At 66.6% G+C, this 26,232-nt stretch carries 24 protein-coding genes and 1 riboswitch; of the genes, 15 read left to right on the top strand and 9 right to left on the bottom strand.

Annotation, left to right across the window (positions count from 1 at the left end):
- Positions 1–45: 45 nt before the first annotated feature.
- From cysN to xylB, 4 genes are all read right to left on the bottom strand, one after another.
- Positions 46–2,022 (bottom strand): sulfate adenylyltransferase subunit CysN, encoded by a 1,977-nt coding sequence (gene cysN, locus RHOSA_RS0118180; RefSeq protein ID WP_081728829.1) that lies wholly within the window; start codon positions 2,020–2,022, stop codon positions 46–48.
- On the bottom strand, positions 2,022–2,963 hold the full coding sequence (cysD, locus tag RHOSA_RS0118185; protein ID WP_280513704.1) for a sulfate adenylyltransferase subunit CysD: 942 nt from the start codon (positions 2,961–2,963) through the stop codon (positions 2,022–2,024). The genes cysN and cysD overlap by 1 nt, the downstream gene beginning before the upstream one ends.
- A 177-nt stretch (positions 2,964–3,140) precedes the next feature.
- Complete coding sequence (locus RHOSA_RS0118190; RefSeq protein WP_027289794.1) at positions 3,141–4,160, bottom strand: zinc-dependent alcohol dehydrogenase; 1,020 nt, start codon at positions 4,158–4,160, stop codon at positions 3,141–3,143.
- 66 nt (positions 4,161–4,226) lie between these two features.
- Complete coding sequence (xylB, locus tag RHOSA_RS0118195; protein ID WP_027289795.1) at positions 4,227–5,702, bottom strand: xylulokinase; 1,476 nt, start codon at positions 5,700–5,702, stop codon at positions 4,227–4,229.
- A 190-nt stretch (positions 5,703–5,892) separates the two neighbouring features.
- Between xylB and RHOSA_RS23520 the strand changes: the two genes are divergently transcribed.
- The 10 genes from RHOSA_RS23520 to RHOSA_RS0118245 all read left to right on the top strand — a co-directional run bounded on the left by RHOSA_RS23520 (position 5,893) and on the right by RHOSA_RS0118245 (position 16,916).
- A complete protein-coding gene (locus tag RHOSA_RS23520) occupies positions 5,893–6,369 on the top strand; it encodes an RpiB/LacA/LacB family sugar-phosphate isomerase (RefSeq protein WP_037256620.1) in 477 nt (158 codons plus the stop codon).
- A gap of 40 nt (positions 6,370–6,409) precedes the next feature.
- The gene (locus RHOSA_RS0118205) at positions 6,410–7,360 is read left to right on the top strand and encodes a carbohydrate ABC transporter permease (RefSeq protein WP_051432315.1); all 951 of its coding nucleotides are present in this window, start codon (positions 6,410–6,412) and stop codon (positions 7,358–7,360) included.
- A 2-nt stretch (positions 7,361–7,362) separates the two neighbouring features.
- Positions 7,363–8,247 (top strand): carbohydrate ABC transporter permease, encoded by an 885-nt coding sequence (locus RHOSA_RS0118210; protein WP_027289797.1) that lies wholly within the window; start codon positions 7,363–7,365, stop codon positions 8,245–8,247.
- A 111-nt stretch (positions 8,248–8,358) separates the two neighbouring features.
- On the top strand, positions 8,359–9,870 hold the full coding sequence (locus RHOSA_RS0118215) for an ABC transporter substrate-binding protein (RefSeq protein WP_027289798.1): 1,512 nt from the start codon (positions 8,359–8,361) through the stop codon (positions 9,868–9,870).
- 130 nt (positions 9,871–10,000) lie between these two features.
- Positions 10,001–11,536, top strand: coding sequence for a xylulokinase (locus tag RHOSA_RS0118220; RefSeq protein WP_037256622.1), 1,536 nt, complete (start codon positions 10,001–10,003; stop codon positions 11,534–11,536).
- Positions 11,537–11,539: 3 nt separating this feature from the next.
- On the top strand, positions 11,540–12,850 hold the full coding sequence (locus RHOSA_RS0118225; protein ID WP_027289800.1) for a sn-glycerol-1-phosphate dehydrogenase: 1,311 nt from the start codon (positions 11,540–11,542) through the stop codon (positions 12,848–12,850).
- A 73-nt stretch (positions 12,851–12,923) separates the two neighbouring features.
- Positions 12,924–13,991 (top strand): ABC transporter ATP-binding protein, encoded by a 1,068-nt coding sequence (locus tag RHOSA_RS0118230; RefSeq protein ID WP_027289801.1) that lies wholly within the window; start codon positions 12,924–12,926, stop codon positions 13,989–13,991.
- Positions 13,992–14,038: 47 nt separating this feature from the next.
- The gene (locus tag RHOSA_RS0118235) at positions 14,039–15,094 is read left to right on the top strand and encodes a hypothetical protein (protein WP_051432316.1); all 1,056 of its coding nucleotides are present in this window, start codon (positions 14,039–14,041) and stop codon (positions 15,092–15,094) included.
- A gap of 73 nt (positions 15,095–15,167) precedes the next feature.
- Positions 15,168–16,175, top strand: a complete 1,008-nt coding sequence (locus tag RHOSA_RS23525; RefSeq protein WP_156092814.1) for a sugar-binding transcriptional regulator — start codon at positions 15,168–15,170, stop codon at positions 16,173–16,175.
- A gap of 150 nt (positions 16,176–16,325) precedes the next feature.
- Complete coding sequence (locus tag RHOSA_RS0118245) at positions 16,326–16,916, top strand: exopolysaccharide biosynthesis protein (protein ID WP_027289803.1); 591 nt, start codon at positions 16,326–16,328, stop codon at positions 16,914–16,916.
- Between the two features lie 40 nt (positions 16,917–16,956).
- Here the strand turns inward: RHOSA_RS0118245 and RHOSA_RS0118250 are convergent, their stop codons facing one another.
- Positions 16,957–17,577, bottom strand: coding sequence for a LysE family translocator (locus tag RHOSA_RS0118250; protein ID WP_027289804.1), 621 nt, complete (start codon positions 17,575–17,577; stop codon positions 16,957–16,959).
- Between the two features lie 4 nt (positions 17,578–17,581).
- Positions 17,582–18,805: an MFS transporter gene (locus tag RHOSA_RS0118255; RefSeq protein WP_027289805.1), complete on the bottom strand. Its 1,224-nt coding sequence runs from the start codon at positions 18,803–18,805 to the stop codon at positions 17,582–17,584.
- 143 nt (positions 18,806–18,948) lie between these two features.
- On the opposite strand from RHOSA_RS0118255, the gene RHOSA_RS23530 reads away from it, so the two are divergent.
- The 3 genes from RHOSA_RS23530 (at position 18,949) to thiD (ending at position 21,306) form a co-directional block, all read left to right on the top strand.
- The gene (locus RHOSA_RS23530) at positions 18,949–19,848 is read left to right on the top strand and encodes a LysR substrate-binding domain-containing protein (protein ID WP_037256624.1); all 900 of its coding nucleotides are present in this window, start codon (positions 18,949–18,951) and stop codon (positions 19,846–19,848) included.
- Positions 19,849–19,873: 25 nt separating this feature from the next.
- Positions 19,874–20,006: riboswitch (TPP riboswitch) on the top strand.
- A 32-nt stretch (positions 20,007–20,038) separates the two neighbouring features.
- Complete coding sequence (locus RHOSA_RS0118265; protein ID WP_027289806.1) at positions 20,039–20,497, top strand: NUDIX hydrolase; 459 nt, start codon at positions 20,039–20,041, stop codon at positions 20,495–20,497.
- Complete coding sequence (gene thiD / locus RHOSA_RS0118270) at positions 20,494–21,306, top strand: bifunctional hydroxymethylpyrimidine kinase/phosphomethylpyrimidine kinase (protein WP_027289807.1); 813 nt, start codon at positions 20,494–20,496, stop codon at positions 21,304–21,306. The genes RHOSA_RS0118265 and thiD overlap by 4 nt, the downstream gene beginning before the upstream one ends.
- A gap of 85 nt (positions 21,307–21,391) precedes the next feature.
- Here thiD and RHOSA_RS0118275 read toward each other — a convergent pair whose 3' ends face one another.
- Positions 21,392–22,426: an AI-2E family transporter gene (locus RHOSA_RS0118275; protein ID WP_027289808.1), complete on the bottom strand. Its 1,035-nt coding sequence runs from the start codon at positions 22,424–22,426 to the stop codon at positions 21,392–21,394.
- A gap of 123 nt (positions 22,427–22,549) precedes the next feature.
- Between RHOSA_RS0118275 and RHOSA_RS0118280 the strand changes: the two genes are divergently transcribed.
- On the top strand, positions 22,550–23,932 hold the full coding sequence (locus RHOSA_RS0118280; protein ID WP_027289740.1) for an IS1380 family transposase: 1,383 nt from the start codon (positions 22,550–22,552) through the stop codon (positions 23,930–23,932).
- 543 nt (positions 23,933–24,475) lie between these two features.
- Here the strand turns inward: RHOSA_RS0118280 and RHOSA_RS0118290 are convergent.
- Positions 24,476–24,655, bottom strand: a complete 180-nt coding sequence (locus tag RHOSA_RS0118290; protein ID WP_027289809.1) for a DUF1328 domain-containing protein — start codon at positions 24,653–24,655, stop codon at positions 24,476–24,478.
- Positions 24,656–24,673: 18 nt separating this feature from the next.
- Positions 24,674–24,934 (bottom strand): hypothetical protein, encoded by a 261-nt coding sequence (locus tag RHOSA_RS0118295; RefSeq protein ID WP_027289810.1) that lies wholly within the window; start codon positions 24,932–24,934, stop codon positions 24,674–24,676.
- Positions 24,935–25,197: 263 nt separating this feature from the next.
- Between RHOSA_RS0118295 and deoC the strand changes: the two genes are divergently transcribed.
- Positions 25,198–26,187, top strand: coding sequence for a deoxyribose-phosphate aldolase (gene deoC / locus RHOSA_RS0118300; protein WP_051432318.1), 990 nt, complete (start codon positions 25,198–25,200; stop codon positions 26,185–26,187).
- Positions 26,188–26,232 lie beyond the last annotated feature (45 nt).

Raw genomic sequence — 26,232 nt, forward strand, 5'->3', positions numbered from 1 at the left:
CCTTGTGGTGTCCGTCGGCTGGGTGGTGCTGCCGGGGGCGTCGGGTCAGAGCATGCCGCGGGCTTCGAGCAGGGCGATGACTTGCTGGGCGAGCGCGTCGGGGCTGGCCTGGTCGGAGCGCAGGTGCAGCTCCGGGGCCTCGGGCGGCTCGTAGCTGGAGCCGATGCCGGTGAAGTTCGGGATCTCCCCGGCCCGCGCCTTCTTGTACAGCCCCTTGGGATCGCGCTGCTCGCACACATCCAGCGGCGCGTCGACGAACACCTCCAGGAACTCGCCCTCGGGCAGCATCTCGCGCGCCATCCGCCGCTCGCTGCGGAACGGCGAGATGAACGACACCAGCGTNATCAGACCGGCNTCGGTCAGCAGCNNNGACACCTCCGCCACCCGGCGGATGTTCTCCACCCGGTCCTCGTCGGTAAAGCCCAGGTCCCGGTTCAGCCCGTGCCGGACGTTGTCGCCGTCCAGCATCATCGTGTGCTTGCCCATGCCCGCCAGGCGCTGCTCCACCAGGTCGGAGACCACCGACTTGCCCGCCCCCGACAGCCCGGTGAACCAGAGCACGCACGGCCGCTGCGCCTTCGCCTGCGCGCGCACCGCCTTGTCCACCTTGGTGTCGTGCCAGTGCACGTTGGTCGCCCGCCTGAGCGCGTAGTCGATCATCCCCGCGCCCACGGTGGCGTTGGTCATCCGGTCGATCACGATGAACGACCCGGTCGCCGGGTTCTCCGCGTACGGGTCGAACGGCACCGGCCGGTCGAACGCCAGGTCGACCACCGCCACGTCGTTCAGCGCCAGATGGCTGGCCGCCGTCTCCTCCAGCGTGTTGACGTTCACCGTGTGCTTGATCCGGCTGATCTGACCGCCGACGAAACTGGTCCCCAGATGGATCAGGTACGACCGCCCCGGCAGCATCTCCTGCTCGTCCATCCAGATCAGGTGGGCGTGCACCTGGTCGGTCACCGTCGGCCGCTCCTGCGCCGGCGCGATCACGTCGCCGCGCGAGATGTCGATCTCGTGCTCAAGCGTCAGCGTCACCGCCTGCCCGGCGTGCGCCACCTCCAGATCGCCGTCCATCGTCACGATCCGCTTGACCCGCGAGCCCTTGCCCGACGGCAGCACCGCGACCTCCTCGCCGACGCGCACCTGGCCGCCCTGCACCGTCCCGGCATAGCCCCGGAAGTCCAGGTTCGGCCGGTTGACCCACTGCACCGGCAACCGGAACGGACGCCCGCGCGCCGCGTCCTCGAGCTGCACCGTCTCCAGCTTCTCCAGCAGGCTCGGCCCCTGGAACCAGTCCATGCTCCNGGACCGCTTGGAGATGTTGTCGCCCTTCAGCGCCGAAACCGGAATGCAGGTCACCTGCTGGATCCCGACCTCGTGCGCAAAGGTCCGGTACTCCGCCGCGATCCGCTCGAAGGTCGCCTCGTCCCAGTCGACCAGGTCCATCTTGTTGACCGCCAGCACCACCTGGCGGATGCCCAAGAGCGAGACGATGTAGGAGTGCCGACGGGTCTGCGTCAGCACGCCGTGGCGCGCGTCCACCAGCAGCACCGCCAGCTCCGAGTGCGANGCCCCGGTCGCCATGTTGCGGGTGTACTGCTCGTGCCCCGGCGTGTCGGCGACCACGAACTTGCGCTTGTCCGTGGTAAAGAACCGGTAGGCGACGTCGATCGTGATCCCCTGCTCGCGCTCCGCCTGCAGGCCGTCCACCAACAGCGCCATGTCCGGCTCTTCCCCGGTGGTGCCGAACTTGCTGCTGTCGGCGTCCAGCTGCGCCAGCTGGTCCTCGAACAGCAGCTGGCAGTCGTACAGCAGCCGGCCGATCAGGGTCGACTTGCCGTCGTCCACCGAGCCGCAGGTGATGAACCGCAGCAGGTCCTTGTCCTGCTGGCTCTGCAGATACGCCGCAACCTCCGCCGGCGTCGCCTTGCCGGTCCCGCTTTCCGCCTCGGACACCGTCACCTCGCCCTGGGTCACATCGCCCTGGGCCACCTTGCCCAGCTCATGTTCGTTCGGGGCCATCAGAAGTAGCCCTCCTGCTTCTTGGCTTCCATCGAGGCGCCGGCGTCGCGGTCGATCACCCGCCCCTGGCGCTCGCTGGTCTTGGCCAGCAGCATCTCCCGGATCACCTCGGGCAGCGTGGTGGCGTCGCTCTCGATCCCGCCGGTCAGCGGATAGCAGCCCAGCGTGCGGAAGCGCACCTGGCGCATCTCCGGCGTCTCCCCGGGCTCCAGCGGCATCCGCGCGTCGTCGACCATGATCCAGGTGCCGTCACGCCACACCACCGGGCGCTGCTTGGCGAAATACAGCGGCACTACCGGGATCCCCTCCAGGTAGATGTATTGCCAGATGTCCAGCTCGGTCCAGTTCGACAGCGGAAACACCCGGATGCTCTCGCCCTTGTTGATCCGCCCGTTGTACAGGCTCCACAGCTCCGGGCGCTGGTTCTTCGGGTCCCAGCGGTGCGAGGACGTCCGGAACGAGAACACCCGCTCCTTGGCCCGGCTCTTCTCCTCGTCCCGCCGCGCCCCGCCGAACGCCGCGTCGAACTTGTAGCTGTCCAGCGCCTGCTTGAGCGCCTGGGTTTTCATCACCTCCGTGTGCACCGCAGACCCGTGGTCGAACGGGTTGATCCCCTGACGCACCCCCTCCGGGTTCTGGTGCACCAGCAGCTCCAGCCCCAGCTCCGCCGCCCGCCGGTCGCGGAACTGCGTCATCTCCTTGAACTTCCACGTCGTGTCCACGTGCAGCAACGGAAACGGCGGCTTCGACGGGTAAAACGCCTTCAGCGCCAGGTGCAGCAGCACACTCGAATCCTTGCCGATCGAATACAGCATCACAGGATTGCGAAACTGCGCCGCCACCTCCCGGAAGATGTGAAGACTCTCCGCCTCCAGACGCTCCAAATGCGTCATCTGCGCCGATGTCATCTCGGCGGCAGCGGAGCTGTCACCGCGTCCCATGCTCTCGGTCAAGAAGCGCTCCAACGATCCCGGGTGTGCAAACTTTCAACACCGGACAATACGGAGGTGACAGCCCGGTCATCAAGGCTGCTTACCAGATCACCGCCCAGCCTACGTGTAAAAACTGCCGCTGGGATATCGTGCCTGAGCGAGCCTCTCCCAAAGCTGCGCCCAGCCCTACCGGTTCGGCATCACCACCGCCTTGATCGCACCGTCCGCATGGTCCGCCATCAGGCGGAAGGCGTCGGCCGTCTCCTGCAGGGCGACCTCGTGCGTGACCATGCGGGTGACGTCCACGCGTCCCTCCGCCACGAGTTGGATGGCGCGGGGATAGACATGACCCATCCGCCGGGCGAACTTGATCTCCAGGCCTTTCCGACGCGCCGACGCCGCCGTCAGGTTGTATCGGTCTCCGTCCGGAATCCCGACCAGGAGGATACGCCCGCCGATCCGCGCGGCGTCCACCGCGTGCTGGGCACCATCCGGACTGTTGGTTGCTTCCAGTACCAGGTCGGTACCGCGTCCATCGGTCAGATCGGCGATCGCGTCGACGTGCGCGGCGACGGCATCGGCGCCATGCTGACGGGCCGCTTCCGCGCGGTAGTCGACCGGGTCGACCGCGTAAATTCGTCCGACGCCGGCATGCCGGGCCAGCTGCAGCAGCATCAGCCCGATCGGTCCGCACCCGACGACCGTCACCGTCTCCAGCAGCTGCGGCTTGGCGAGGTCCATGGCGTGCACCCCCACACCGAGCGGCTCCAGCATCGCCGCCTCGACCGCCCCGAAACCATCAGGCAGCGGGTAGAGCTGCTCAACGCCGGCGTAGACCGTCTGCGCCAGGCCACCGGGGTTCGGCGGGGCGCCCATGAACACGACGTGGGGACACAGGTTCACGTGAGCGCGCAAGCAGTGTTCGCACACCCCGCAAGGCCGCGCGGGATCGACCGCGACCAGTTGGCCCGCTTTCAGTCCGGCCTGGGGAACGTCCTGCTCCAGATGACCGGCGAACTCGTGGCCCATGATGAACGGCTCGGTAACCCGGGCCGCGCCGATCCCGCCTTCCTTATAATAATGCAGATCACTGCCGCACACACCGACACACGCAACCGCGATGGGCACGTCGCCGGCATGACGCGGCGCGGGTTCCCAGGTGCCCAGACGGATATCCCTGGCGCCGTGGAGATAGGCTGCTTGCATTCGCGAGTCTCCCAGCAGTGGCGGATGATCGCCGACACCGATTTCGGGCCGGCAGTGGATCAGGGCTCAGTCAGAAACCTGCCGGAACAGCGGGCGCAGGGTCTGGTACAGCTCCGCAAAGCGCGCGCGCCGGGCGCGGTAGCGGACCGTGAGTGCCGGGTCCGGACGCACTGTCTCCTCTACCGGCAGCGCGGTGCAGACCGCAGCCGGGTCCTCGCCGCTTTCGGCCAGGCGGCCCAACCGGGCGGCGCCGTAGGCCGGCCCCAGTTCGCCGCCGAGCGGATAGGTCAGCGGCAGGTCCAGCGCCGCGGCCAGGATCCGCCCCCAATAGCGCGAACGCGCCCCGCCCCCCACGACCTGCGTCGTCTCGAACGAAGTGCCGGTCGCCGCAAGCGCGTCGCGTCCTTCGGCGATCGCGAACGCGACGCCTTCCAGGACCGCCTGCGCCAAGGCGGCACGGTCGTGCGAAGGCGTCAGGCCGAAGAACACCCCCTTGGCATGGGGATCGTTGTGCGGTGTGCGCTCGCCCGACAGATAGGGCAGGAACAGCGGCCCCTCCGGCCGGTCGGCGTCCGCCGACGCGCGCTCGGCTTCCGCGAGCAGCGTCGCCTCGTCGCCGCCAGTCACCTGCGCAATCCACGTCAGGCAGCTCGCCGCCGAAAGATGCACCGCCATCTGATGCCAGGTATCGGGCAGCGCGTGGCAGAAGGTGTGGACGCCGTTGTCCGGATCCGGCTGGCAAGCGTCGCTGGCAGCGAACAACACGCCGGACGTGCCGAGCGACAGAAAGCCCTGCCCGCGCGCGATCGCGCCCACGCCGACCGCCGCGGCGGCGTTGTCGCCGCCGCCCCCGGCGACCGGCACCGGTGGCAGCCCCCATTGGCGCGCGATATCCGCATCCAGCCTGCCGCTTGGCTCGGACCCCTCAACCAGCTCCGGCATATGACGGCGGGAGAGGCCGGTTGCCGCCAGCATGCGATCCGACCAGCCGCGCCGCGCGACATCCAGCCAGTACGTGCCCGCGCTGTCGGACGGGTCGCTGACCAGCTCGCCGGTCATGCGATAGCGCAGATAGTCCTTGGGCAACAGGACGTGGACGACCTGCGCGAACAGTTCGGGCTCGTGCTCCGCAACCCACAGCAGCTTCGGCGCCGTAAAGCCCGCCATCGCGAGGTTGCCGGTAATGGTGCGCGCCTCGGGCTCCCGACGCTCCAGTTCCGCACACTGCGGACCGCTGCGTCCGTCGTTCCACAGGATCGCGGGGCGTAGCGGCTGGCCTCGGGCATCCAGCAAGACCGCCCCATGCATCTGCCCGGACAGGCCGATTCCGCGCACGGCGGCGAGCGCTTCCGGATGGCGTGCTTGCAGATCGGCGATCGCACCTTGGCAGGCCTGCCACCAAGCCTCGGGATCCTGCTCGGACCACAGCGGCCGAGGCCGCGACACCTCGAGCGGGCGGCTGGCCTGGCCGCAGACCCGACCCTCGACGTCGACCAGCACGGCCTTCAACGCCGACGTTCCGAGATCGATCCCGAGATACATACGTGCTTTTTCCCAAGCCGAATCCGGGCTGCGATGATGCGCGCACCAGGTCGCCACGACAACAGCCTCCTGATCATCTGTATAGCGGCGTAGACATTTGTAACGCTATCGCCCATACTGGTGCGACACGGGGCCGCGGGTTTTTGTTCGCCCGGCCAAAAGAGCCCCGAACAGATGGGGAGGCCTGACGATGACCGACAAGCCGCGAGTCGTGCTTGGCGCCGACCATTTGGGCCGCGTTCTGAAGGACACGCTGCGCGACCACCTGATCGCCAAGGGCTATCAAGTCGAAGACATGGGGGTCGCGAGCGACGACGCGGTCGATTACCCCGATATCGGCTTCGCCCTTGCCGAACGCGTGGCCAAGGGGGAGTTCCCGCGCGGCATATTGGTGTGCGGAACCGGCGCCGGCATGGCGATCTGCGCCAATAAGGTCGCAGGCGTACGGGCCGCCTGCGTGATGGACCCGCATTCCGCGGAACGGGCGATCGCGTCGAACGACGCGCACGTGATCACCTTCGGCAGCCAGATCACCGGCCCGGAAGTTGCCAAAAAGCTCACCGACATCTGGCTCGCCAGCGATTTCCAGGGCGGTCGATCCGCCCCGAAGGTGGGCAAGATCACCGCGGGCGAGCGCCGGCTGCTGAGCCAGCCGGCTTCGGAGTGACGGCGCCCTTCCCAACGGCCAACGACCGGGACCACCTGGCATGAACGCTTCATCTACAGCGGCCAGCACGCGTCCGCACAACCAGGGCCCGCAGCGGAGCCCCTTCGGCCTGCGCCTGCCGCGCTTCCTGACCAGCGAGTCGCCGGTTCCCTGGGTGGCGCCGCTGGCGGCCTTCTTCCTCGTGTTCGCCTTGTTTCCGCTGCTCTACAACATCTGGCTCAGCTTCCACGAATATTCGGCGATAACCCGAGCGCTGGAGCCGGTTGGCTGGGCCAACTGGGAACGATTGGTTTCCGAGGCACGGACGACCAACGCGATCGTCGTCACGCTGGTCTACGTTGGGGTCTGCCTGGCCGCGCAGCTCGTCCTGGGCCTGGCGATCGCGCTGCTGCTGGACAGCGACGACCGCGGCTACGGCACACTGCGCGCGCTGATCACCCTGCCGCTCGTGGTGCCGCCGGCGATCACCGCACTGCTGTTCCTGTTCATGGAGGACCCACAGTTCGGCATCCTGTCCTACGTCTTCGACCAGCTCGGCCTGATCTCGCGCTCGGAACCGATCCTGTCGAACGCCGACACGGCCCTGTTCGGCGTCATCCTGGCCGATGTCTGGCAATGGACGCCGTTCATGGTGCTGATCTTCCTGGCGGGGCTGCGCGCCTTGCCGCGCGAGCCGTTCGAGGCCGCCGCCATCGACGGCGCCAGCCGACTACAAATCTTCTGGCGGATCACCCTGCCGATGCTCTCCAAGGTGATGGCGGTGGCGATCCTGGTGCGCGGGATCGATCTGTTCCGCTTCTCCTTCGCCTATATCTACACAATGACCTCGGGCGGGCCGGGAACCGTCACCGAAACGATCATCTACTACGCGTGGAAGCAGACCTTCACCTTCATCAAGTGGGGCTACGGCGCGACGCTCAGCCTGCTGACGCTGATCGCGCTGATCGTGATCTGCAACCTGTTCATCTACTTCGCCCGGGTGAGGTGGTAGCCATGGACCTCACGCCAGCCCAAAAGATCCTGCGCGCCACGGCCGCGTGGCTGGTCACCTTGACCTTCGTGTTCCCGATCTTCTGGTGGGCGCTGACATCGATCAAACCCTATCAGGCGACCTTTAACGACACGCCGGTGTTCTTCGACTTCGAGCCGGTGTGGAACTTCTACGAAGTCGTGCTGCTGGGGATGAGCCGGCAGGAGGCCACCGGTCAGGGCGGCGGCGCGGCCGGCTCCGGGTCCGGCTACTATTCGCTGCCGGCGATCTTCGACAGCCTGATCGTCGCGGGCGCGAGCACGGCGCTCTGCGTGCTGCTGGCAACCGGCGCCGCCTATGCGATGTCGCGCATGCGCTTCAAGGGGCAACACCACTTCGTCTTCACCGTGCTGTCGACCCGCATGCTGCCGCCGGTCGCCGTGGTGATTCCGCTCTTCCTGGTCTATCGGCAACTCGGCCTCTACGACAGCTACACCGGCGTCGTGCTGGCGCACACGCTGGCAAACCTGCCGCTGGCCACGCTGCTGCTGAAGAGTTTCTTCGACGATCTGCCCAAGGAGGTCGACGAGTCCGCGCTGATCGATGGCGCGAGCCGCTGGAAGACGTTCTGGCTGATCGCCTTTCCGATGGTGAAAGGCGGCGTGGCTGCCGCGGCGGTGCTTTGCTTCGTGTTCTCCTGGACGGAATTCCTGATGGCCCTGTCGCTGACGCAAACGGGCGTCCGCACCGTGCCGGTTGCCGCGTCCAGCTTCGTTACCTCCACGGGCACGGAATGGGGCTTCCTCTCCGCGCTCGGGACAGCCGCGACGATCCCGGCGTTCATCTTCATCGTCCTGGTCCAGCGTCACCTGGTGCGCGGCCTGACCTTGGGCGCGGTCAAGGAATAGCGAGCCGACAAGGACAAGACCCGGGGAAACAACCGGGCACAAGACCGTCGCTTCCCGGGTGATCGGTAAAGCGGCGCCAAACGAGAAAAACATATCGGGAGGAGAGACGTCATGAAGGAAGAGGATCGCAAGAAAGCCCTTGCGGACCTGACCGGACGCTATGTCAAAGGCAAGGTCAGTCGACGCAAGTTCCTTACCGACTGTGGCAAGCTGGGGCTCGGCTTCTCTGCCGCCGGGCTTGCCGGCATGTCCGGGCTGCGTCCCTGGAACGGCTTTGTGAACACCGCGTTCGCCCAGAGCCAGATGGCCCAGGAGACGCGCGACTGGCTCAAGGAAGTCTCCAAACCGTTTCGCGGCCAGACCGTGCGCATGGCCACCGAAGCCACCCCGCCGAGCCGCGTGATCAGCCAGCTGGTGGGCGAAGAGTTCACCAAGCTTACCGGCATCAACGTTGAGATCGAGCTGTTGCCCCTGGAGCAGGTGCTCCAGAAGCTGTCGCTGGACGTTTCCGGCCAGATGGGCAATTACGACGTCTACTACATGGATCAGTCGTGGATGGCCCAGTTCTCGCGCGACACCATCGACCCGCGGGAGAAATACGAGTCCAACAAAGAACTGGCGATGCCGAACTACAACTTCGACGATTTCCTGGGCCCGCTCGTCGACGGCATCTCCATGTACAAGGATAAGATGGTCGGGGTTCCCTACGACATCCCGATCTTCATCATGATGTACCGCCAGGACATTCTGGACGACCTCGGCCTCGAGGTGCCGCGCACGATGGACGACTACATGGCCGTCGTGCAGGCGATCAACGAAGAGAAAGCCCCAGATACCTATGGTACCACCGGCCAGCTTAAGTCCGGTCACTATTCCCTGGAGTGCGACTGGACCTGCTGGCTGTGGTCCCACGGCGGCAGCATCTTCGGGCCGGACGGCATGTTCACCGGCGGCGACGCGCGCGGCATGGACGCCCTCAACTACATGCTGGAGCTGACCGACTACATGCCGCCCGGCGTCAACGGCTGGACCTGGGACGGCCAGGGCCGTTCGGTGCAGCAGGGCAAGGCCGGCATCTACATCTCCTGGGGCGAGTTCTTCCCGTCATACGACGATCCGGAAAAGTCCAAGGTGGTCGGCAAGATGCAAGCGACCACGCCGCCCCAACCCAAGGCGCTGCGCACGCCCGAGGAATGCGGGTTCAACGAGATTCCGCAGATCGGCCACCAAGGAGGCAGCGCGGCCGGACTGTCGAAGTACTCCAAGGTGCCGGATGCCGCGTGGATCTTCCTGCAATGGGCCACCAGCTCCGACGTCCAGACCCGCGCCTCGCTCATGGGTGGCGGTTCCAGCCCTGTCCGAACCTCTACCTTCGAGGACCCGCGCATCAAGGAGGCCGCGACCGTGAGCGCGGGCACCACCCGGCACTTCCCGGCGATCCGCGAGACCATCAATACAATGATGGGCTCCGAGCCGGACATGGAGGCTTGGCCGCAGATTTCCAATGACATCATTCCGGTGGAATTGGGCCGTCTGCTCGCCGGGCAATACGACGGCCCCAAGGAGGCAATGGACACCATCACCAGCAAGGTGAACGCGGTCACCAAGCCGTTCCGCGGCTAGCGTTCCGGTGTCCACAGGGACCGCGCCCCGCTGGGCTGCGCGCCCGCGGGGCGCATCTCCCATCCCTGCGGAGTCTGACAGGACACGCCCGTCAGCACGTCCGAATCCTTGAGGAGCCCACGCCCCCATCATGGCCACTGGCAGTCCGGCCGACCTGATCGTCGGCCTCGATAGCAGCACCACCGCCACCAAGGCGATTGCCTGGACCCCGCAGGGCGAGGCGGTCGCCGAAGGCCGCAGCCGCCTGCCTCTCGACACCCCGGCGCCGGGCCGCTTCGAGCAGTCGGCGGCCAGTTGGTGGGACGCGGCGTGCGCAGCGCTGCAGCAAGTCGCACAGCAGGTGGAGCCAGCGCGGATCGTCGCGCTCGCGATCGCCAACCAGCGCGAAACCTTCGTGCCACTGGACGCCGAGGGCACACCGCTCCGCCCGGCAATCGTGTGGGTCGACGAGCGGTGCCGCGCGGATGTGGCAACGCTGGCCGAGGCGGTTGGCCGCGAGACGATCCACCGCCTCAGTGGCAAGCCACCCGACATGACACCGGTCTGCTACCGCCTGGCCTGGATGCGCCGGGCGGAGCCGGAGCTGTACCGGCAGATCGGCATGGTCGCGGACGTCCAGACCTATCTGGTCAGGCAACTGACCGGCCACTTCCGCACCAGCGCCGCCAGCGCCGATCCGCTCGGTCTCTACGACATGGATGCCGGCGGCTGGTCGACGACGATCCTGTCGGCCTTGGAGCTCGACACCAGCCAAACGCCGGAAGCCCGGGTCTCCGGCACGGTCCTGGGCCACCTAACCCCGAACGCGGCAGCGGCGACCGGTCTCGCCGCCGGCACGCCCGTGGTGGCCGGTGGCGGCGATGGCCAGGCGGCCGGTCTCGGCGTCAACGCCCTACGCGCCGAACGCGCCTATCTGAACCTTGGCACGGCCACGGTGTCCGGCATCTATTCCGCCGATTACCGGGCGGATACGGCTTGGCGCACGATGGGCAGCATGACCGGGCACGGTTGTTATCTGGAGACCTGCCTGCGCACCGGCACCTTCCTGATCGACTGGTTCGTTACCCACGTCTGCGGCATCGACCCGACCAAGACCCCTGGCATTTACAGCCAGTTGGAAGCGCAGGCGTCGGAGCTGCCGATCGGGGCGGACGGCCTGTTGCTCGTCCCGTACTGGAGCGGGGTGATGTCGCCCCACTGGAACCTGGATGCGCGCGGGGCGATCGTCGGGCTGGGGCCGACCCACACGCGCGGCCACATCTACCGCGCCCTGATGGAGGGGGTGGCCCTGGAACAGGCACTGGCCACGCACGCCGTCGAACAGCAGGCCAACATGGAACTGAAGGAATACGTCGCCATCGGCGGCGGCGCGCAGAGCGATCTGTGGTGCCGCATGGTCGCCGCCGCAAGCGGCAAGCGCGTTCTACGCTCCGCCACGGTCGAAGCGTCCAGCCTCGGGGCGGCGATGGCCGCGGCGGTCGGCGCGGGTATCTACAACAGCGTTGAGGAAGCGGCCACGCAGATGGAAGGCCGCATCGTCTCGACGTTCGATCCGGAGCCCGAATGGGCAGGGCGTTACGGCGAACTGCTGGCGCTTTACCGTCAAGTCTATCCCCAGCTGACCCATATCTACGACGGCCTGGCCCGTTTCGCGGAGGGCACGTAAAGCATGGCGACCTCGCACACGCTGGAGGACGTGCTCGCCGGGCGCTGGCTGACGCCAGCGACCGGCACCGCGCCCACGATCCCCATCGACAGCCTCGTGCTGGAGCGCAGCCTGGACGGGGCCGAGGCGGACCTGCTGGCGCCGCTCGACCTGGGCCGCCGGTTGGCGATCGTGTGCGATCCGAACACCTACACCGCCCTTGGCCAGCGGGTCGAACGGGCGCTGACCGGCCGATGGCATGTCGACCTGGTGCTGCTGGACGATCCGCATGCCGACCAGGCCACCGTCGAAACGCTCCGCCATCGCACGGCCGAAGCGGACGCCCTCGTCGCCGTCGGCTCGGGCACGATCAACGACCTGTGCAAATACGCAACCCTGCGCGACGGCCGTCCCTTCGTGGTCTTCGCCACGGCCGCCTCGATGAACGGCTACACCTCGACGACCGCCGCGATCACCGACGGCCGCGGGGTCAAGCGGTCCCTGCCCGCCCACGCCCCGCGCGGTCTGTTCATGGATCTGGAGGTGATGGCCGCGGCACCATCCTTCCTGACCCGCAGTGGGCTGGGCGACTGCCTGTGCCGGTCGACCGCGCAGGTCGACTGGCTGATGTCGCATCTGCTGCGCGACACCCATTACGACGACAGTCCCTTCGTCCTCCAAGCCGCGGACGAGGCGGTGTTGCTGGAGCGCGCGGATCGGCTCGAAACCGGCGACCTGGAGGCCGTCGACGCCTTGGTGCGCGTGCTCACGCTGTGCGGGCTTGGCGTGCTCTATACCGGCACCAGCCACCACGGCTCGATGTCCGAGCACCTGATCAGCCATTTCATCGACATGTTCGCCGGCGACGCCCATCCCGGCACGCTGCACGGCCACCAGGTAGGCGTCGCCGCGGTCAGCATGGCCCGGCTGCAACGCCGGATCCTGATGCGCGCGACGCCGCCCGAGGTCGCCCCCACGGCGATCGACGCGGAGGCGCTAACCCAACGCTACGGCGCGGAGATCAGCGCAAGCTGCCTGGAGCAGTGGCGGTCGAAAGCGCTGGATGCCGAGGGGGCGCAAGAGGTTAACCGCCGGCTGCGGGCCGACTGGGATGCCCTGCGCGAACGCCTGCTGGCGCACAGCCTGCCGGGCGAGCGCCTCGAAGCAACCCTGCGCAGCTGCGGCGCGCCGGTGCGTGGAACCGAGCTGGGCCTGGAGCCCGATTTCTACGAACGTGCCATACGCCATGCCCGCGAAATCCGCGACCGCTGGTCGATCCTCGACCTTGCCGGGGATGCAGGCGAGCTCGACGCGTTCGCGATGGAGGAGAGATGAGTGCCCTGACCCTCAGGGCGGCGACGCCCACCGGCGTGCGGCCCCGCGCCGCCGCCAGTCACCGGGAGCAGATATGGGTTCCGTAACGCTGGAGAACGTGCGCAAACGCTTCGGCGAGGTCGAAGTGATTCATGGTGTCGATCTGGACATCAAGGACGAGGAGTTCGTCGTCCTGGTCGGGCCATCCGGCTGCGGCAAGTCCACGCTGCTGCGCATGATCGCCGGCCTTGAGAGCGTGTCGGACGGCGAGATCCGGATCGACGGCACACGGGTCAACGAACTGCACCCGAAGCTGCGCAACATCGCCATGGTGTTTCAGAACTACGCGCTTTACGCGCACATGAGCGTGCGCGACAACATCTGCTTTCCGCTGAAGATGCGCGGCACGCCGAAACACGAGATCGACGAACGCGTGCGCGTCGCCGCCGAGACGCTGGGCCTGACCAGCTATCTGGATCGTCACCCCAAACACCTGTCCGGCGGGCAGCGCCAGCGCGTGGCCATGGGCCGGGCGATCGTGCGCGATCCCACGGTGTTCCTGTTCGACGAGCCGCTGTCCAACCTGGACGCCAAGCTGCGCGTGCAGATGCGCACCGAGATCCGCACCCTGCAGCAGCGGCTGAAGACCACCACCGTCTACGTCACGCACGACCAGATCGAGGCGATGACCATGGCGGACAAGATCGTCGCCATGAACGACGGCCACGTCGAGCAGGTCGGCTCGCCGCTGGAGCTGTACGACAACCCGCGCAACCTGTTCGTGGCGGGCTTCATCGGGTCCCCCGCGATGAACATGATGGAAGGCCGTGTCGTGAATGGCGCGGGCACCCGGCAGATCGACCTCGGCGGGGGCGTGCAGGTGCCCGTCCCCGATAAATCGCGCGCCCAACCCAATCAGGAGGTCGTGCTGGGCGTGCGTCCGGAAGCCCTGCGCCTGGACCCGGACGACGGCCTGCCCGCGCAGGTCGAGGTGGTCGAGCCGACCGGCCCGGACATCCAGGTCTACGCCACGATCCACGAGCATCGCGTGTGCGCCGTTTTCCAGGACCGCCATCCCTTGCAGGCGGGCGAGCGGATCGGCCTCAAACCCATGCCGGAACGTCTGCATGTCTTCGACAAGCAAACCGGCGATCAAGTCTGAAGCCACACGCACACCTTAGCGACAGGGGAGCCGACACCTTGGCTAAGATGACCATCCTGGGCGCTGGCGTCATGGGCAGCGCGTTCGCCGTGCCCGCTGTCGACAACGGCCACACCGTCCATCTCGTGGGCACGCACCTGGACGACGACTGGGTCGATAGTGTCGCCGAAACGGGCTGGCATCCGAAACTGCGATGCCATCTGCCTGACGGCATCAAGGCTTTCCGCAACGACCAGCTGGCGGAAGCCTTGGGCGACGATACCGATCTCGTTTGCCTGGGCGTGAATTCCGCGGGGATCGAATGGGGCGCGGACCGGCTGTGCGAAGTGCTCCAGCGCAATCACCCGGTGATCATGATCACCAAGGGCCTGCGCGCCCACGCGACAGGGTTCGAGAACTTCCCCACCCTGGTCGCCCGCAAGCTCGACGCCGCCGGCCTGGATGCCAGTCGGGTGGCGGCCGTGGCCGGCCCATGCATCGCCGGAGAACTGGCCGCGCGGCGAGAAAGCGGCGTCGTCTTCACCCACCAGGACCAGGGCTATCTGGACTGGCTGCGCCAGTTGCTGGCGAATGACAGCTACTATTTCGTGCGCACCAGTACCGACGTCGACGGCGTCGAAGCCTGTGCGGCCTGGAAGAACTTCTATGCGCTCGCGATTGGCGTGCCGTCGGGGTATCTTGACGTTCGCGCGCCGGCGGAGAATGGGGCCGCCATGCACAACCCGGCGGCCAACCTCTTCGCCCAGGCGATCTCGGAAATGCGGCTGCTAACCACGTTCATGGGCGGCTCGATCGAGAATGTCCTGGCCATGCCGGGGACCGGCGACCTATATGTCACCTGCCAAGGGGGCCGGAACAGCCGGCTCGGGCGGCGGCTGGGCGCGGGCAAACTGTACCGCGATATCATGGCCGGCCCGATGCACGGCGAAACGGTAGAGGGCGCGGAACTCGCCCTCGCCGTGGGGCCGGCCCTGGAGCGCCTGTGCGGCGAAGGTCGGCTGCCGGCCGAGCGGCTGGCGCTGGCGCGGGCGGTGTGCCATGCGATCGCGCAGAACGCGCCACTCGACCTGCCTTGGTCACATTTTCATCCACCCCCCGCCTAAACGCACGCCCCTTGACGCTGCTGGCGTCCAGGTGTTCGGCCCCTGATCCGGCCCGCATCGCGAGGATCCCTGCTTGCCTGACGATATGGACCCCAAGTTCCCGGTCGACCCCGACGAGCAGGTCCGCACGCGGATTGCCTGGTACTACTACTTCGAGGGGCAAACCCAGGCCGCGATCGCCCAGCGGCTGCGCATGAGCCGGGTGCGGGTCAACCGCATCCTGGCCCAGTGCCGCGAGGAGGGGCTGGTCCAGATCCGGATCAATTCGAAACTGACGTCCTGCGTCGCGCTGGAGCGTGCGCTGGAACGCCGGTTCGACCTGCACGAAGCGGTGGTCATCCCCAGCCCGCGCGCGGAAGCGGACATTCCCGCCGTCCTGGGTGCCGCCGCCGGCGCCTACATGTCGGATATCCTGAACGACAACCAATCGGTCGGCGTCGGCTGGGGCCGGACGCTCTACCACAGCCTGCGCTCGGTGCGTCGACGCCCGCTCACCGGCCTGTCCGTCGTCTCCTTGCTGGGCGGCCTGACGCGCGCCTCGGCGATGAACACCTACGAAACCGCCGCACGCTTCGCCGATCTGTTCGGCGCCGAGTGTTATTATATCGCGGCCCCCGCGTTTACCGACACCGAGGCCTCACGCGACATGCTGATGCAGCAGGAGGTGCTGCAGGAGGTCTTCGACAAGGCCCGTCAGGTGGACATCGCTTTGGTCAGCGTCGGTAAAGCGACCACCGACAGCACGATCTACCGCCTGGGTCTGGTGAGCGAAAAGGAGATCGCCGAACTGCAGGCCCTGGAGTCCGTCGGTGACCTACTGGGCCACTATCTGGATGCCGAGGGCAGGCTGGTCGACCATTCGCTGAACAATCGCGTGATGGCCCTGTCGCCGCTGCATCTGGACCAGGTCGGCCAGGTCGTCCTGGTCTCCGGCGGCCCGTCGAAGGTGCCGGCCGTGCGGGCCTCTCTGCTGGGGGGCTACGTCAACACGCTGATCACCGACGAAGTGGCCGCGAACGCCCTACTTGGCGACGGGCAGGATATCGACCCGACCGCCGCACGGGACAGTACTCCCCGCTGAGCCGGTGCAGCCGGGCACAGCCGCATGGTCTGACCCGCGCAATGTGCGCGCTTACGGGAACAAAACCGCGCCAACACCCGTCACTTGTGTACAGCCGCGTATCGAAGACTCGTCGCGGTGGCATCAAGACTGGTGGTTGGGAGCGAGAGAATGACGGCAGCGGCACAGGACGGTCCGGTCCAGGACGTGGTGACGGGCCTCAAGCGTGCGACGAACACGCAGAAGACGACCGTCGGCGACATCCTGGACGCATTCGGGCAGCGGGCGTACGGGCCGCTGTTCTTCGTGATCGGCCTGGTCGCCTTGTCGCCGGTCGGCGCCATCCCGGGCGCATCGATCATTTGCGGCACCCTGATCGTGCTCCTGGCCGCCCAGCTTGGCACCCGCAGCGGGGCACCGTGGGTTCCGGACGGGCTACGGCGGCTCGCGGTCGATGGGAGCAAGGCACGCCGATCCGTCGACCGGATGGAGCCGTACGTGCGTAAACTGAGCTATGTGACCCGACGTCGGTATGTGCAGTTGTTGGAGGGAAATGCCCTCTATCTCGTTATGGGCGCGCTCTGCATCCTGGCGATATCGATGTATCCGTTGGCGCTCGTACCCTGGGGCGTGATCCCCTCGGCGGCCGGCATCACCGTGATCGGGCTGGGCCTGCTCGCCCGGGACGGGGTCATGATCTGCATCGGACTGGCCCTGGCGGTTGCAGCGGCCGGCCTGGGCCTGGTGCTGGTCATGCCGTAGCGCTCCCCCTGACCCGGTGCGATCAGTAAAGCAGGGCTGATCAGTTCCATGTCATCAGGAGCGACATGCCAACGGACCCGAGCAGCAAGACGGCAAAGACGATATTGATCGCACGACCGAGCACCGGGTTGGTCAGAACACGTGAAAAGGTCGATCCGAACAGCAACCACGCCGTGTTCACGATGACGATCACCCCGGTCAAAGCGATCACCTTCACCACCGCATCCAGCCCGGGTTGGCTTGGCACGATGCTATGCCCGGAATAGACCGCGCCGATGGCGGCAAAGGCCTTGGGGTTGGCGATCGCCAGCCCCAGACCGGGCAGAAACGACGCCACGACGGCGTTCGGCCGCACCTCTGCATTGTCCACGGATGACCGCACCGGCGCCGTGGCGATCTTCCAGGCGAGATACACGATATAGACCGCCGCCGCGATCTGAAGCCCCAGCAGCATGACCGGTTCGGCGGTCACGATGGCGGTGACGCCCGTAGCCACGATCAACAGCACGGTAGTCGTCCCGGCGATAATCCCGAGCAGATAGCCCCGACAGCTACGGAACCCGAAAGCAGCCCCCAGGCTGGCCAGGCTGAGCGTCGCCGGTCCCGGGCTCCCCATCAGGGAAAAGGCGGCCAGCAGGAGGAAGACGAGCTTGCTGATCATGGGCTCACACCGTAGCCAAGGCGGCGCGTTCGCGCACCGTAAGATGGATCAGGGCGGACAGCAGACCCAGCACGACGGCAATGAGCCAGACCCCTTCGTAGCTGTCGAACTGGTCGAACCACACGCCGCCCAGCCAGACCCCGGCGAACCCCCCGAGCTGATGGCTGAGAAAAACGAAGCCGAACAGCGTCCCCATGGCCCGCGGGCCGAACATGACCAGCACCAGCGCGCTGGTTAAGGGGACGGTCGACAGCCAAAGCCCGCCCACCAACAGCCCGAAGATCATCACCGAGGTCGGCGTGACCGGCAACGAGATGAACCCGAGAATGATCGCCGCGCGCAGGGCATAGATCGCGGCCAACACATAAGGCTTGGGGAAGAGGCTGCCCAGCCGCGCGGCGAGCAATGTTCCGAAGATATTGGCGAACCCGGCCAGCGCGAGCGCGCGCAGCCCCAACGCCCGCAGTTCGTCCGGCGACAAAGAGGTGCCGACACAGAAGTTCTGCACGTAGGTCGGCAGATGCGCGGTTATGAACGCGAGATGGAAGCCGCACACGAAAAATCCGGCGCTCAGCATCACGAAGCTGCCGTGCCCGAAAGCGTGGCGAACAGTCTGGCGCAGGTCGATGAGACCCGCCGTCGGCGCTGTCTGCGCCCCCACCCGGAGAAAAGGGATGCAAAGCGCCATCGGCGCCAGCATCACCGTGACGACGACCAGCGTCATCCGCCAGTCCAGGGAAGCGATCAGCCACGACGCCAGTAACGGCACCAGCGCCTGTCCCGCCGACCCCATGGCAGAGGCGATCCCCAGGTAGAAGCCCCGCTTTTCCGGCGGCGCCGCGCGTCCGACCACCGCCAGCACCGTGCCGAAGGCGGTGCCCGAGATGCCCATGCCGACAAGGACGCCCGCCCCCATATGCTGCGCAAACGGCGTGCTCCCGGTGATGCAGACCGCCATGCCAAACAGGTAGCAGAAGAACCCCAGCCAGAGCGCGCGCCGGTCCCCGAACCTGTCCGCAATCATCCCGAAGCCGGGCTGCGCCAGGCCCCAGACGAGATTCTGGATCGCGATGGATAGCGAGAAGATCTCGATCCTACCCATGAACAGGTCATCGGAAAGCGGCTGGACGACACCGCCGAAGACCGCACGCACCCCGAAGGAAAGCGCGAGCACAATGCCCCCGGCTGTCACAATCGTGACGGTCTCGCCTCCTTCCCGGCCAGTCATCCGAGAGCTCATACCCCCCTTCATTGCAGGCGTTCCGACGCAGACATCACCGACGGGCGCGCGCCCAGTTGCCCGAAACCATAACGAGCGCTAAAACTTAATAATAACGAATATATCGAAACTCTTAGTTTTGGATTCTTGAAGTGAAGCCCGCTTTCGATATCGACGCGCTGCGCGCGGTCGTCGCTGGTACGGATCTCGGCAGCTTTGCCCGGGCTGCCGTTCATCTCGGCCGTTCGCAATCGGCCGTAAGCATGCAGCTCAAGAAGCTCGAACAGCAGGCCGGCACCCAGCTCTTTGCGCGCAAAGGACGTGGACTGGTGCCGACCGAGGCCGGGGAAGCCTTCGTCGCCTATGCACGGCGGATCGTTGCGCTGAATGACGAGGCGGCGCTCGCGTTGGATGCCGCGACCACGACGGTTTCGGTACGGCTTGGCCTCCCCCAAGATTTCTTCGACGACGTCATGCCCGCGACACTGACGTCTTTCGGACAAAAAAACGACACCGTGCACGTCGAGGTTCGTGCCGGCGAAAACCACCGCCTCGCGGAGGACGTTCGCGCCGGACGGCTCGACGTGGCCATCGCCTTTGCCAAGCCCGGCAGCCCGGCCGAGGGCGAACGTCTCTGCGCATTGCCGATGCGGTGGCTGGCGCAGCCCGAGATGGTTGGCAGAATCGACCGCCAAACCGTGCCGCTCGTGCTGTTCAACTACCCTTGCCTCTTCCGTCAGGCGACCCTGACCGCGCTCGAACAGTCGGGCACGCGCTGGCGCGCGGCCCTCACCACGCCCAGCCTACCGGGCATCTGGGCGGCACTGCGCTCCGGGCTTGGCATCGCGGTGCGCACCGAGCACGGCACCCCCGCCGACATTGCCTGTGTCGGACCGGACCTCGGCTTGCCCGAATTGCCGGCGATCGAACTCCGCCTGCTCCGCGCACCGAACATCTCGCCCCGTGCCGAGGCTTTGGCCGAGATCCTGCGCCGCGAGACGCTGGAGCGGGTGGCACCTGGCAATCAACGCCCGCCGGACGGGGCGCGTTGATTGCCCGCGCCAGGCTGATACCATGCCCTCGACCGAGGGGAGCCTCGACAAGAGGCTGAGATTCTGCTGGCCCCGCATCCTCAAATGCCCGGGCAGCGCAGTGACCCTTTGAACCTGATCCGGATCATGCCGGCGAAGGGACGGGGACGCCGCGCCCTCCTCCTTGCCGGCCTCAACAGACGAGGCCGCCATGCTGAACCAACCTGAATTTCCTTCGCCAGAGCGCCCCATCGCGGCAACCATCGCCGTGGTCATTCGGGAAGCGCAGGTCTTGCTGGTCCGCCGGGCCAATCCGCCGGATGCGGGGCGATGGGGCTTTCCCGGCGGCAAGATCGAGCCGGGTGAACCGCTGGCACAAGCCGCCGTTCGCGAACTGATGGAGGAAACCGGCGTATCGGCCGAGGCGCTTCGTGTTGCCACCGCGGTGGACGCCTTTGACCGGGACACGGACGGCAGCGTACGCCGGCATTTCGTCCTGATCGCGGTGGTGTGCCGCTGGACGCATGGCGAACCGGTCGCGGCCGACGACGCGCTGGACGCCCGCTGGTTTCCGATCCGGGATCTCGATACATCCGAACTCGCGCTCAGCCTCGACGTCGCCGAGGTCGCACGCCAGGCCGCGGATTTGCTGACGGAGGCGCAACCATGATCGCCAACGTACTGACCATCGCCGGCACGGACCCGTCCGGCGGCGCGGGCATCCAGGCGGACATCAAGACCTTCTCGGCGCTCGGCGCCTATGCCACCTCGGCGATCACCGCCGTGGTGGCGCAGAACACCCAGGGGGTCCGTTCCTACGTCGCGCTAGAGCCCAGCTTCGTCGCCGATCAGATCGATGCCGTCCTCGACGACGTGCGGATCGACGCGGTCAAGATCGGCATGATCGCCAACGCGCAGGTCGCCGAGGCCGTCGCGGACCGCCTACGCCATCACGCGGCCCGCAACATCGTGCTCGATCCGGTCATGGTGGCCAAAAGCGGGCATGCGCTGCTCGCCCCGGATGCGGTCGCAGCCGTCCGCGACCTGCTGGTGCCAATGGCGACCCTGATCACGCCGAACCTTCCAGAAGCCGCTGTTCTTCTGGGGCGCGAGGACGACTGGACGGCCGAGGACATGCGCGCACACCTGCCCGACCTGCTGGCCTTGGGTCCCGAATGGGTGCTGTTGAAAGGCGGGCACCTGCAGGACAGCACCGAAAGCACCGACCTCCTGACGGGAGCGGCGGGCACGGAAACGTTCGCGGCCCCGCGGATCACAACCCGCAACGATCACGGCACGGGCTGTACGCTGTCCTCCGCCATCGCCGCGCTGCTGCCATCGCGAAGCGTTACGCAGAGCGTGCGGGAGGCCAAGACGTTTCTGCACGACGCGCTCGCGGCGAGCGACGCGCTCGATGTCGGACACGGGCACGGGCCGGTGCACCATTTTCACCGCCTCTGGCCCCGCGAACCGCGCTAAGGGCAGACCCGCAGCGTTTTAGTCGGGGACGTTGGCGTATCGTGGCGACCGGCGGTTCAGGCGCCGTCAAAGACGCGACCGCGCCTCATTGCAGGATCGGAAGCAGCCGGCGCATGGGCGGCACGTATTCGGCCACGATCCGGATCACCGCAAGAACCGGAACCGCAAGGATCGCGCCGATCGCGCCCCACGCCCAGGTCCAGAAGAGGACCGACACGAAGATCACCACGGGGTTCAACGTCAGTTGCCGACCCAACAGGTGCGGCGTGACCAGGTTGCCCTCGATCACGTTCAGGCCCGCGTAGACAACCGGCGGCAGAATGATCCCGGTCCAGGTATAAGACTCCAGCAGCGCGGCGGTCCCGATCAGGATCACCATGATCAGGGGGCCGATGTAGGGCAGGAAGTTCAGGAGCGCCGCCATCACGCCCCACAGAATGGCGTCGGGCAGGCCCAGCACCGTCATCGACAGCCAGACCAGCACGCCGAACCCGATGTTGATCAGCGTGAAGGTCCGCAGATAGACGGCGATCTGCTGACGCAGGTCGAGCAGCATCTCGTTGCCCGATTCCCGATGCCATGCGTCCGGCAGAATCTCAACGAAACGCTTGCTCAGATGCGTTCCCTGCGACAGCAGGAAGAACAGTAGCACCAGCATGGTCAGCAGGGTCACGAATGCCGAGCGGGTCCGGTCGATGACAATTCCCACAAGGTCGGGCGCGCCGCTGCCACTGGCCTGTATCTGGCTAGTCTTTCCTCCGCCATCCTGGGTCATTTCTTCGATCTGCTGCGCGATGTCGCGCATCTGCTCGATCGATTGCTGCACAGCCGCGAAACGGAATTTCAGCTCCGCGGTCAAACGCGGCAGCCGGTCCGCCCACTCCTGCAACGGCGCAGCCAGGGAATAGAGCGCACCGAACATCATGCCGAGAAAGGCCAGCACGATCAAAGCAGCGGCCAGCGTCTCGGGCACCCGCAAGGCATGCAGACGCGTCACCGCAGGCCGAAGCACGATGGCAAGGAAACCAGCCAGGAAGATCGGCAGTAGAAACCCACGGGCGAAGTAAATCGCAGCCGCGGAAGCCAGCACCGCCAGCCAGATCGTCGCTTTGTCACGCATTGTCGCGGGTCCATGAGGCAGTGGCTAGCCCGGATCTCTCACGAAGGAAGGTGCATCGGGGTCTGAAATCGGCGAAAGTGTAAGCGCCAACAGACACTTAACCCGATCTCAGCGGAGCCCCCGATGCCGACACAGTGTAACCCGGACTCTATGCTTTTCGCACGCCTCGATCGCCGCGAGTTGGTGGCGGATTTTGGCGGTGGGGCGATCACCTCGGACGCCGGCGCGCTGCTGCTGGGCGCGACCGACAAGGCGATCAACCTGGTTGACCGGTTCGCCGCCTGCTTCACGGATGGCCGGACAGCAGGTCGCGTCGTTCATGATGTCCGCACCCTGGTCGGCCAGCGCGTGTTCGGCATCGCGCTCGGCTACGAGGATCTGAACGATCACGACGACCTGCGCCGTGACCCGGTGCTCGGGCCCGTTCTCGGCAGGCTGGAGGCGCGCCGGGCCCGCTGCGCGCCGCTGGCCGGCAAAAGCACGCTGAACCGGCTGGAGCACGCCCCGGTCGACGGCGACCGGTACCGCAAGATCGCCCACGATCCGGACGCGATCGAACACCTGTTCGTCGATCTCTTCCTGGACGCGCACGCCAAGCCTCCGGCACGCATCACGCTCGACCTGGACGCCACGGACGACCCGATCCACGGCCGCCAGGAAGGACGGTTCTTTCACGGCTACTACGACTGTTACTGCTACCTGCCGCTCTACGTGTTCTGCGGCGAGCACCTCATAGCGGCGAAGCTGCGCCGGTCCAACATCGACGCCAGCGCGGGTTCGGTCGAGGAGATGTCGCGTATCGTCAGCCGCATCCGCCAGCGCTGGCCTAAGGTCAAGATCCTGCTGCGCGGTGACAGCGGGTTTACGCGCGAGGCGCTGATGGCGTGGTGCGAAACAAACAAGGTCGACTTCCTGTTCGGTCTCGCACGCAACGCCAGGCTGGTCGACCAGATCCACATCGATCTGGCCTGGGCCGAGGATGAGGCGGAGCGGACCGGTAAGCCGGCCCGCCGGTTTGCCGACTTCCGCTGGACCACGCTGAACAGCTGGACCCGGCGCCGGCGAGTGGTAGCCAAGGCCGAGTGGATGCCGAACCGCGACGAGAACGGCGCCAACCCGCGGTTCGTCGTGACGTCCCTGCCGGCGAAAGAGGTCGATGCCCGGACGCTCTACGAGCGGGTCTACTGTGCGCGCGGCGAGATGGAGAACCGGATCAAGGAATGTCAGCTGGATATGTTCGCCGACCGCACCAGCGCGGCGACCATGAAGGCCAACCAGCTCCGCCTATGGTTCGCGTCGATCGCCTACGTCCTGCTCGCGGCCCTGCGCCGGATCGCACTCGCGCACACCCAGCTGGAGAAGGCGACCTGCGGGTCGCTGCGCCTGAAGCTCATGAAGATCGGCGCGCAGGTAACGGTCACCGTTCGTCGCATCCGCGTCGCCATGGCCTCCGCCTGCCCCTATGCTGAGGAGTTCGCCCTGGCGCACGCCCGATTGTGCCGTTGATCCGCGCGACCCGCGCTACCGTCACCCGCCAATCAACAACGCTGGACCCGAACTGACCTGGTAGCGCCCACGCGGCGCAAGGATCAGGCATGCCTGCGTCGCTCTGGATCACACAGCAACCGTCGACTGCACCCCACGACGACGGCTCAGAAGCCCTGGTGAGAAAAGCGGGCTAGGCGGGTTGGCGCATGTCAAATCAAACAAACCGACCGCGCGATACCACGCGACCGGTCATGGCGACAGCGTTTCTTTTCAAAACTTTAGGGCATGAGCCGCTTCGACGGACACCCCCGTCCAATCGGGTCAGTAGCCGATCCGGCCAGCGCACTGCAACGCATTCCACCTCCTGTCCCGCGCGGCCGCCATCGGGACAGGAGGCGGTAGATTAAGATGGGCTCTAGTCCTGTGGGCGCTGGACACGCGGCACTTAGCCGACCCGCTCATCTGCCAGGGCACGGTGGAGATTCTCTTCCTGCGCGTCCGACAAGGAGGTCCGCAGGATGGTTCCCTCGAACTGCTCCATTGGCACCCCATAGGGGGTCGCTACGGGGTTGGAGGGCGTCCACCACGCACCAGCGAGACCACCAGGGAGATGGCAAACAGCACCAAGAACACCACGAACAGAACCTGGGCGATCCAGGCGGCTGTGCCCGCAATCCCGCCGAAGCCGAAAGCTGCGGCGACCAGGGCAATGATCAAAAAGAAGACGGCCCAACCAAGCATCCTGACCTCCCTAGAATGTTAGCCGTTGCGATAGCTGTTCAGGATCCGTTGGAAGCGCTCGCGGGCATCCTGGAAACCCGACTGAACCTCCGACGGAGCGGTATCGCCGGCGGCCTGCAGCTTCTGCCAGTGCTCCTGCAAATCGTTCCACGCGGTTTCCAGGGTCTGCGAAACCCCGCTCGCCCCGTTGTTCTGGACGTTCTGACGGACTTCTTCGAATTCACTTTGCAGCTTGTCGATATCCGCGCGGGCGGCTTCCAGGTAGCGGTTCTGCGACATGACTTGAGACCTCTATCTTCTAACTTTGGCGCTCGAAGACGACCGAGGGCACGGTGGGTTTATTCCCGCCACCGGCTGATCGGCGATCGTGGAACGCTGAGGCCCTGCGATTTGCAGACCTTCTCAGGGGCATCAAAATGAGTATTGAAACGTTTCACCAAGTGAGTCACCTTTCACCGTCTCATGCTTTCCGAGCGATCCGTGCGCCCGACGCGGGCATCCTGGAGAGCCACCGCACGCCTCCAGATGGGCAGGCAAAGGCGATGACATTAGCGAAGCTGGCACACGCGGAGAGAGAGGCGGCGCAGGCCCGTAATCCGGGATGTGCGCTTCACCTGGACTGGCTCGCCGAAATCCGCGTGAACCGCGCCGCAGCGGAGCGCCGCGCGGCAACCGTGACGACCCGGCGCAGCGTCAAGGGCGCGGCCCAGGCCGCTTGGCTGGTCAAGGCTCTTACCTGCACCGACCTGACCACGCTCAACAGCGACGACACGCCCGGCCGCGTTCGCCGGCTTTGCAGCAAGGCCCGCCGCCCCCTCGATCCCGCGTTGCTGGACGCATTGGGGCTGGGCGACCGATCGATCCAGGTGGGCGCGGTCTGCGTCTATCACGCCATGGTGCCCACTGCCGTCGCTGCCTTGGAGGGCACAAGCATTCCGGTCGCGGCGGTGGCGGCAGGTTTCCCGCACGGCCTGAGCCCGATGCGCGCACGCCGCGCGGAAGTCGAGGAGTCCGTGGCCGCCGGCGCCAGCGAGATCGACATCGTGATCTCCCGCCAACACGTCCTGCGCCGGGACTGGCAGGCGCTTTACGAGGAGGTGGCCGCATTCCGGGAAGTCTGCGGGCCCGCGCATCTGAAAGCGATCCTGGGAACCGGCGACCTGAAGACGCTGCGCGACGTCGCGCGCGCTTCGCTGGTGGCGATGATGGCCGGCGCGGACTTCGTGAAGACCTCGACCGGCAAGGAAGCGGTGAACGCCACCCTGCCGGTCGCCCTGGTGATGGCCCGCACGGTGCGCGCCTACGCCGAAGCGACCGGCTACCGCGTCGGCTTCAAGCCCGCCGGCGGCATTTCCACCGCCAAGGACGCACTCGCCTACCAGACCCTGATGCGCGAGGAACTCGGGCGGCCCTGGCTTGAACCGGACTTGTTCCGGATCGGGGCATCCGGATTGGTCGGAGATATCGAGCGCCAGCTGACCCACTTCACCACCGGGGCCTACGCCGCCGGCCATCGACACGCCCTGGCATGACGCGGGGGTAACGTGACCCGAGGTTCGACCATCAGAGGCCCGGCC

It is taken from the genome of Rhodovibrio salinarum DSM 9154 (genome assembly GCF_000515255.1).
Lineage (GTDB): Bacteria > Pseudomonadota > Alphaproteobacteria > Kiloniellales > Rhodovibrionaceae > Rhodovibrio > Rhodovibrio salinarum.

Excerpts from the sequence above, each read along its gene's own strand:
- deoC (WP_051432318.1), top strand. The coding sequence starts at position 25,198 with ATGACATTAGCGAAGCTGGCACACGCGGAGAGAGAGGCGGCGCAGGCC.
- thiD (WP_027289807.1), top strand. The coding sequence starts at position 20,494 with ATGATCGCCAACGTACTGACCATCGCCGGCACGGACCCGTCCGGCGGC.
- RHOSA_RS0118255 (WP_027289805.1), bottom strand. The coding sequence starts at position 18,805 with ATGACTGGCCGGGAAGGAGGCGAGACCGTCACGATTGTGACAGCCGGG.
- cysD (WP_280513704.1), bottom strand. The coding sequence starts at position 2,963 with ATGGGACGCGGTGACAGCTCCGCTGCCGCCGAGATGACATCGGCGCAG.
- RHOSA_RS0118205 (WP_051432315.1), top strand. The coding sequence starts at position 6,410 with ATGAACGCTTCATCTACAGCGGCCAGCACGCGTCCGCACAACCAGGGC.
- RHOSA_RS0118280 (WP_027289740.1), top strand. The coding sequence starts at position 22,550 with ATGCCGACACAGTGTAACCCGGACTCTATGCTTTTCGCACGCCTCGAT.
- RHOSA_RS0118245 (WP_027289803.1), top strand. The coding sequence starts at position 16,326 with ATGACGGCAGCGGCACAGGACGGTCCGGTCCAGGACGTGGTGACGGGC.
- RHOSA_RS0118215 (WP_027289798.1), top strand. The coding sequence starts at position 8,359 with ATGAAGGAAGAGGATCGCAAGAAAGCCCTTGCGGACCTGACCGGACGC.
- RHOSA_RS0118250 (WP_027289804.1), bottom strand. The coding sequence starts at position 17,577 with ATGATCAGCAAGCTCGTCTTCCTCCTGCTGGCCGCCTTTTCCCTGATG.
- RHOSA_RS0118190 (WP_027289794.1), bottom strand. The coding sequence starts at position 4,160 with ATGCAAGCAGCCTATCTCCACGGCGCCAGGGATATCCGTCTGGGCACC.
- RHOSA_RS0118225 (WP_027289800.1), top strand. The coding sequence starts at position 11,540 with ATGGCGACCTCGCACACGCTGGAGGACGTGCTCGCCGGGCGCTGGCTG.
- RHOSA_RS0118275 (WP_027289808.1), bottom strand. The coding sequence starts at position 22,426 with ATGCGTGACAAAGCGACGATCTGGCTGGCGGTGCTGGCTTCCGCGGCT.
- RHOSA_RS0118230 (WP_027289801.1), top strand. The coding sequence starts at position 12,924 with ATGGGTTCCGTAACGCTGGAGAACGTGCGCAAACGCTTCGGCGAGGTC.
- RHOSA_RS0118235 (WP_051432316.1), top strand. The coding sequence starts at position 14,039 with ATGACCATCCTGGGCGCTGGCGTCATGGGCAGCGCGTTCGCCGTGCCC.
- RHOSA_RS0118265 (WP_027289806.1), top strand. The coding sequence starts at position 20,039 with ATGCTGAACCAACCTGAATTTCCTTCGCCAGAGCGCCCCATCGCGGCA.
- xylB (WP_027289795.1), bottom strand. The coding sequence starts at position 5,702 with ATGTATCTCGGGATCGATCTCGGAACGTCGGCGTTGAAGGCCGTGCTG.
- RHOSA_RS0118210 (WP_027289797.1), top strand. The coding sequence starts at position 7,363 with ATGGACCTCACGCCAGCCCAAAAGATCCTGCGCGCCACGGCCGCGTGG.
- RHOSA_RS0118295 (WP_027289810.1), bottom strand. The coding sequence starts at position 24,934 with ATGTCGCAGAACCGCTACCTGGAAGCCGCCCGCGCGGATATCGACAAG.
- RHOSA_RS0118290 (WP_027289809.1), bottom strand. The coding sequence starts at position 24,655 with ATGCTTGGTTGGGCCGTCTTCTTTTTGATCATTGCCCTGGTCGCCGCA.
- RHOSA_RS0118220 (WP_037256622.1), top strand. The coding sequence starts at position 10,001 with ATGGCCACTGGCAGTCCGGCCGACCTGATCGTCGGCCTCGATAGCAGC.
- RHOSA_RS23520 (WP_037256620.1), top strand. The coding sequence starts at position 5,893 with ATGACCGACAAGCCGCGAGTCGTGCTTGGCGCCGACCATTTGGGCCGC.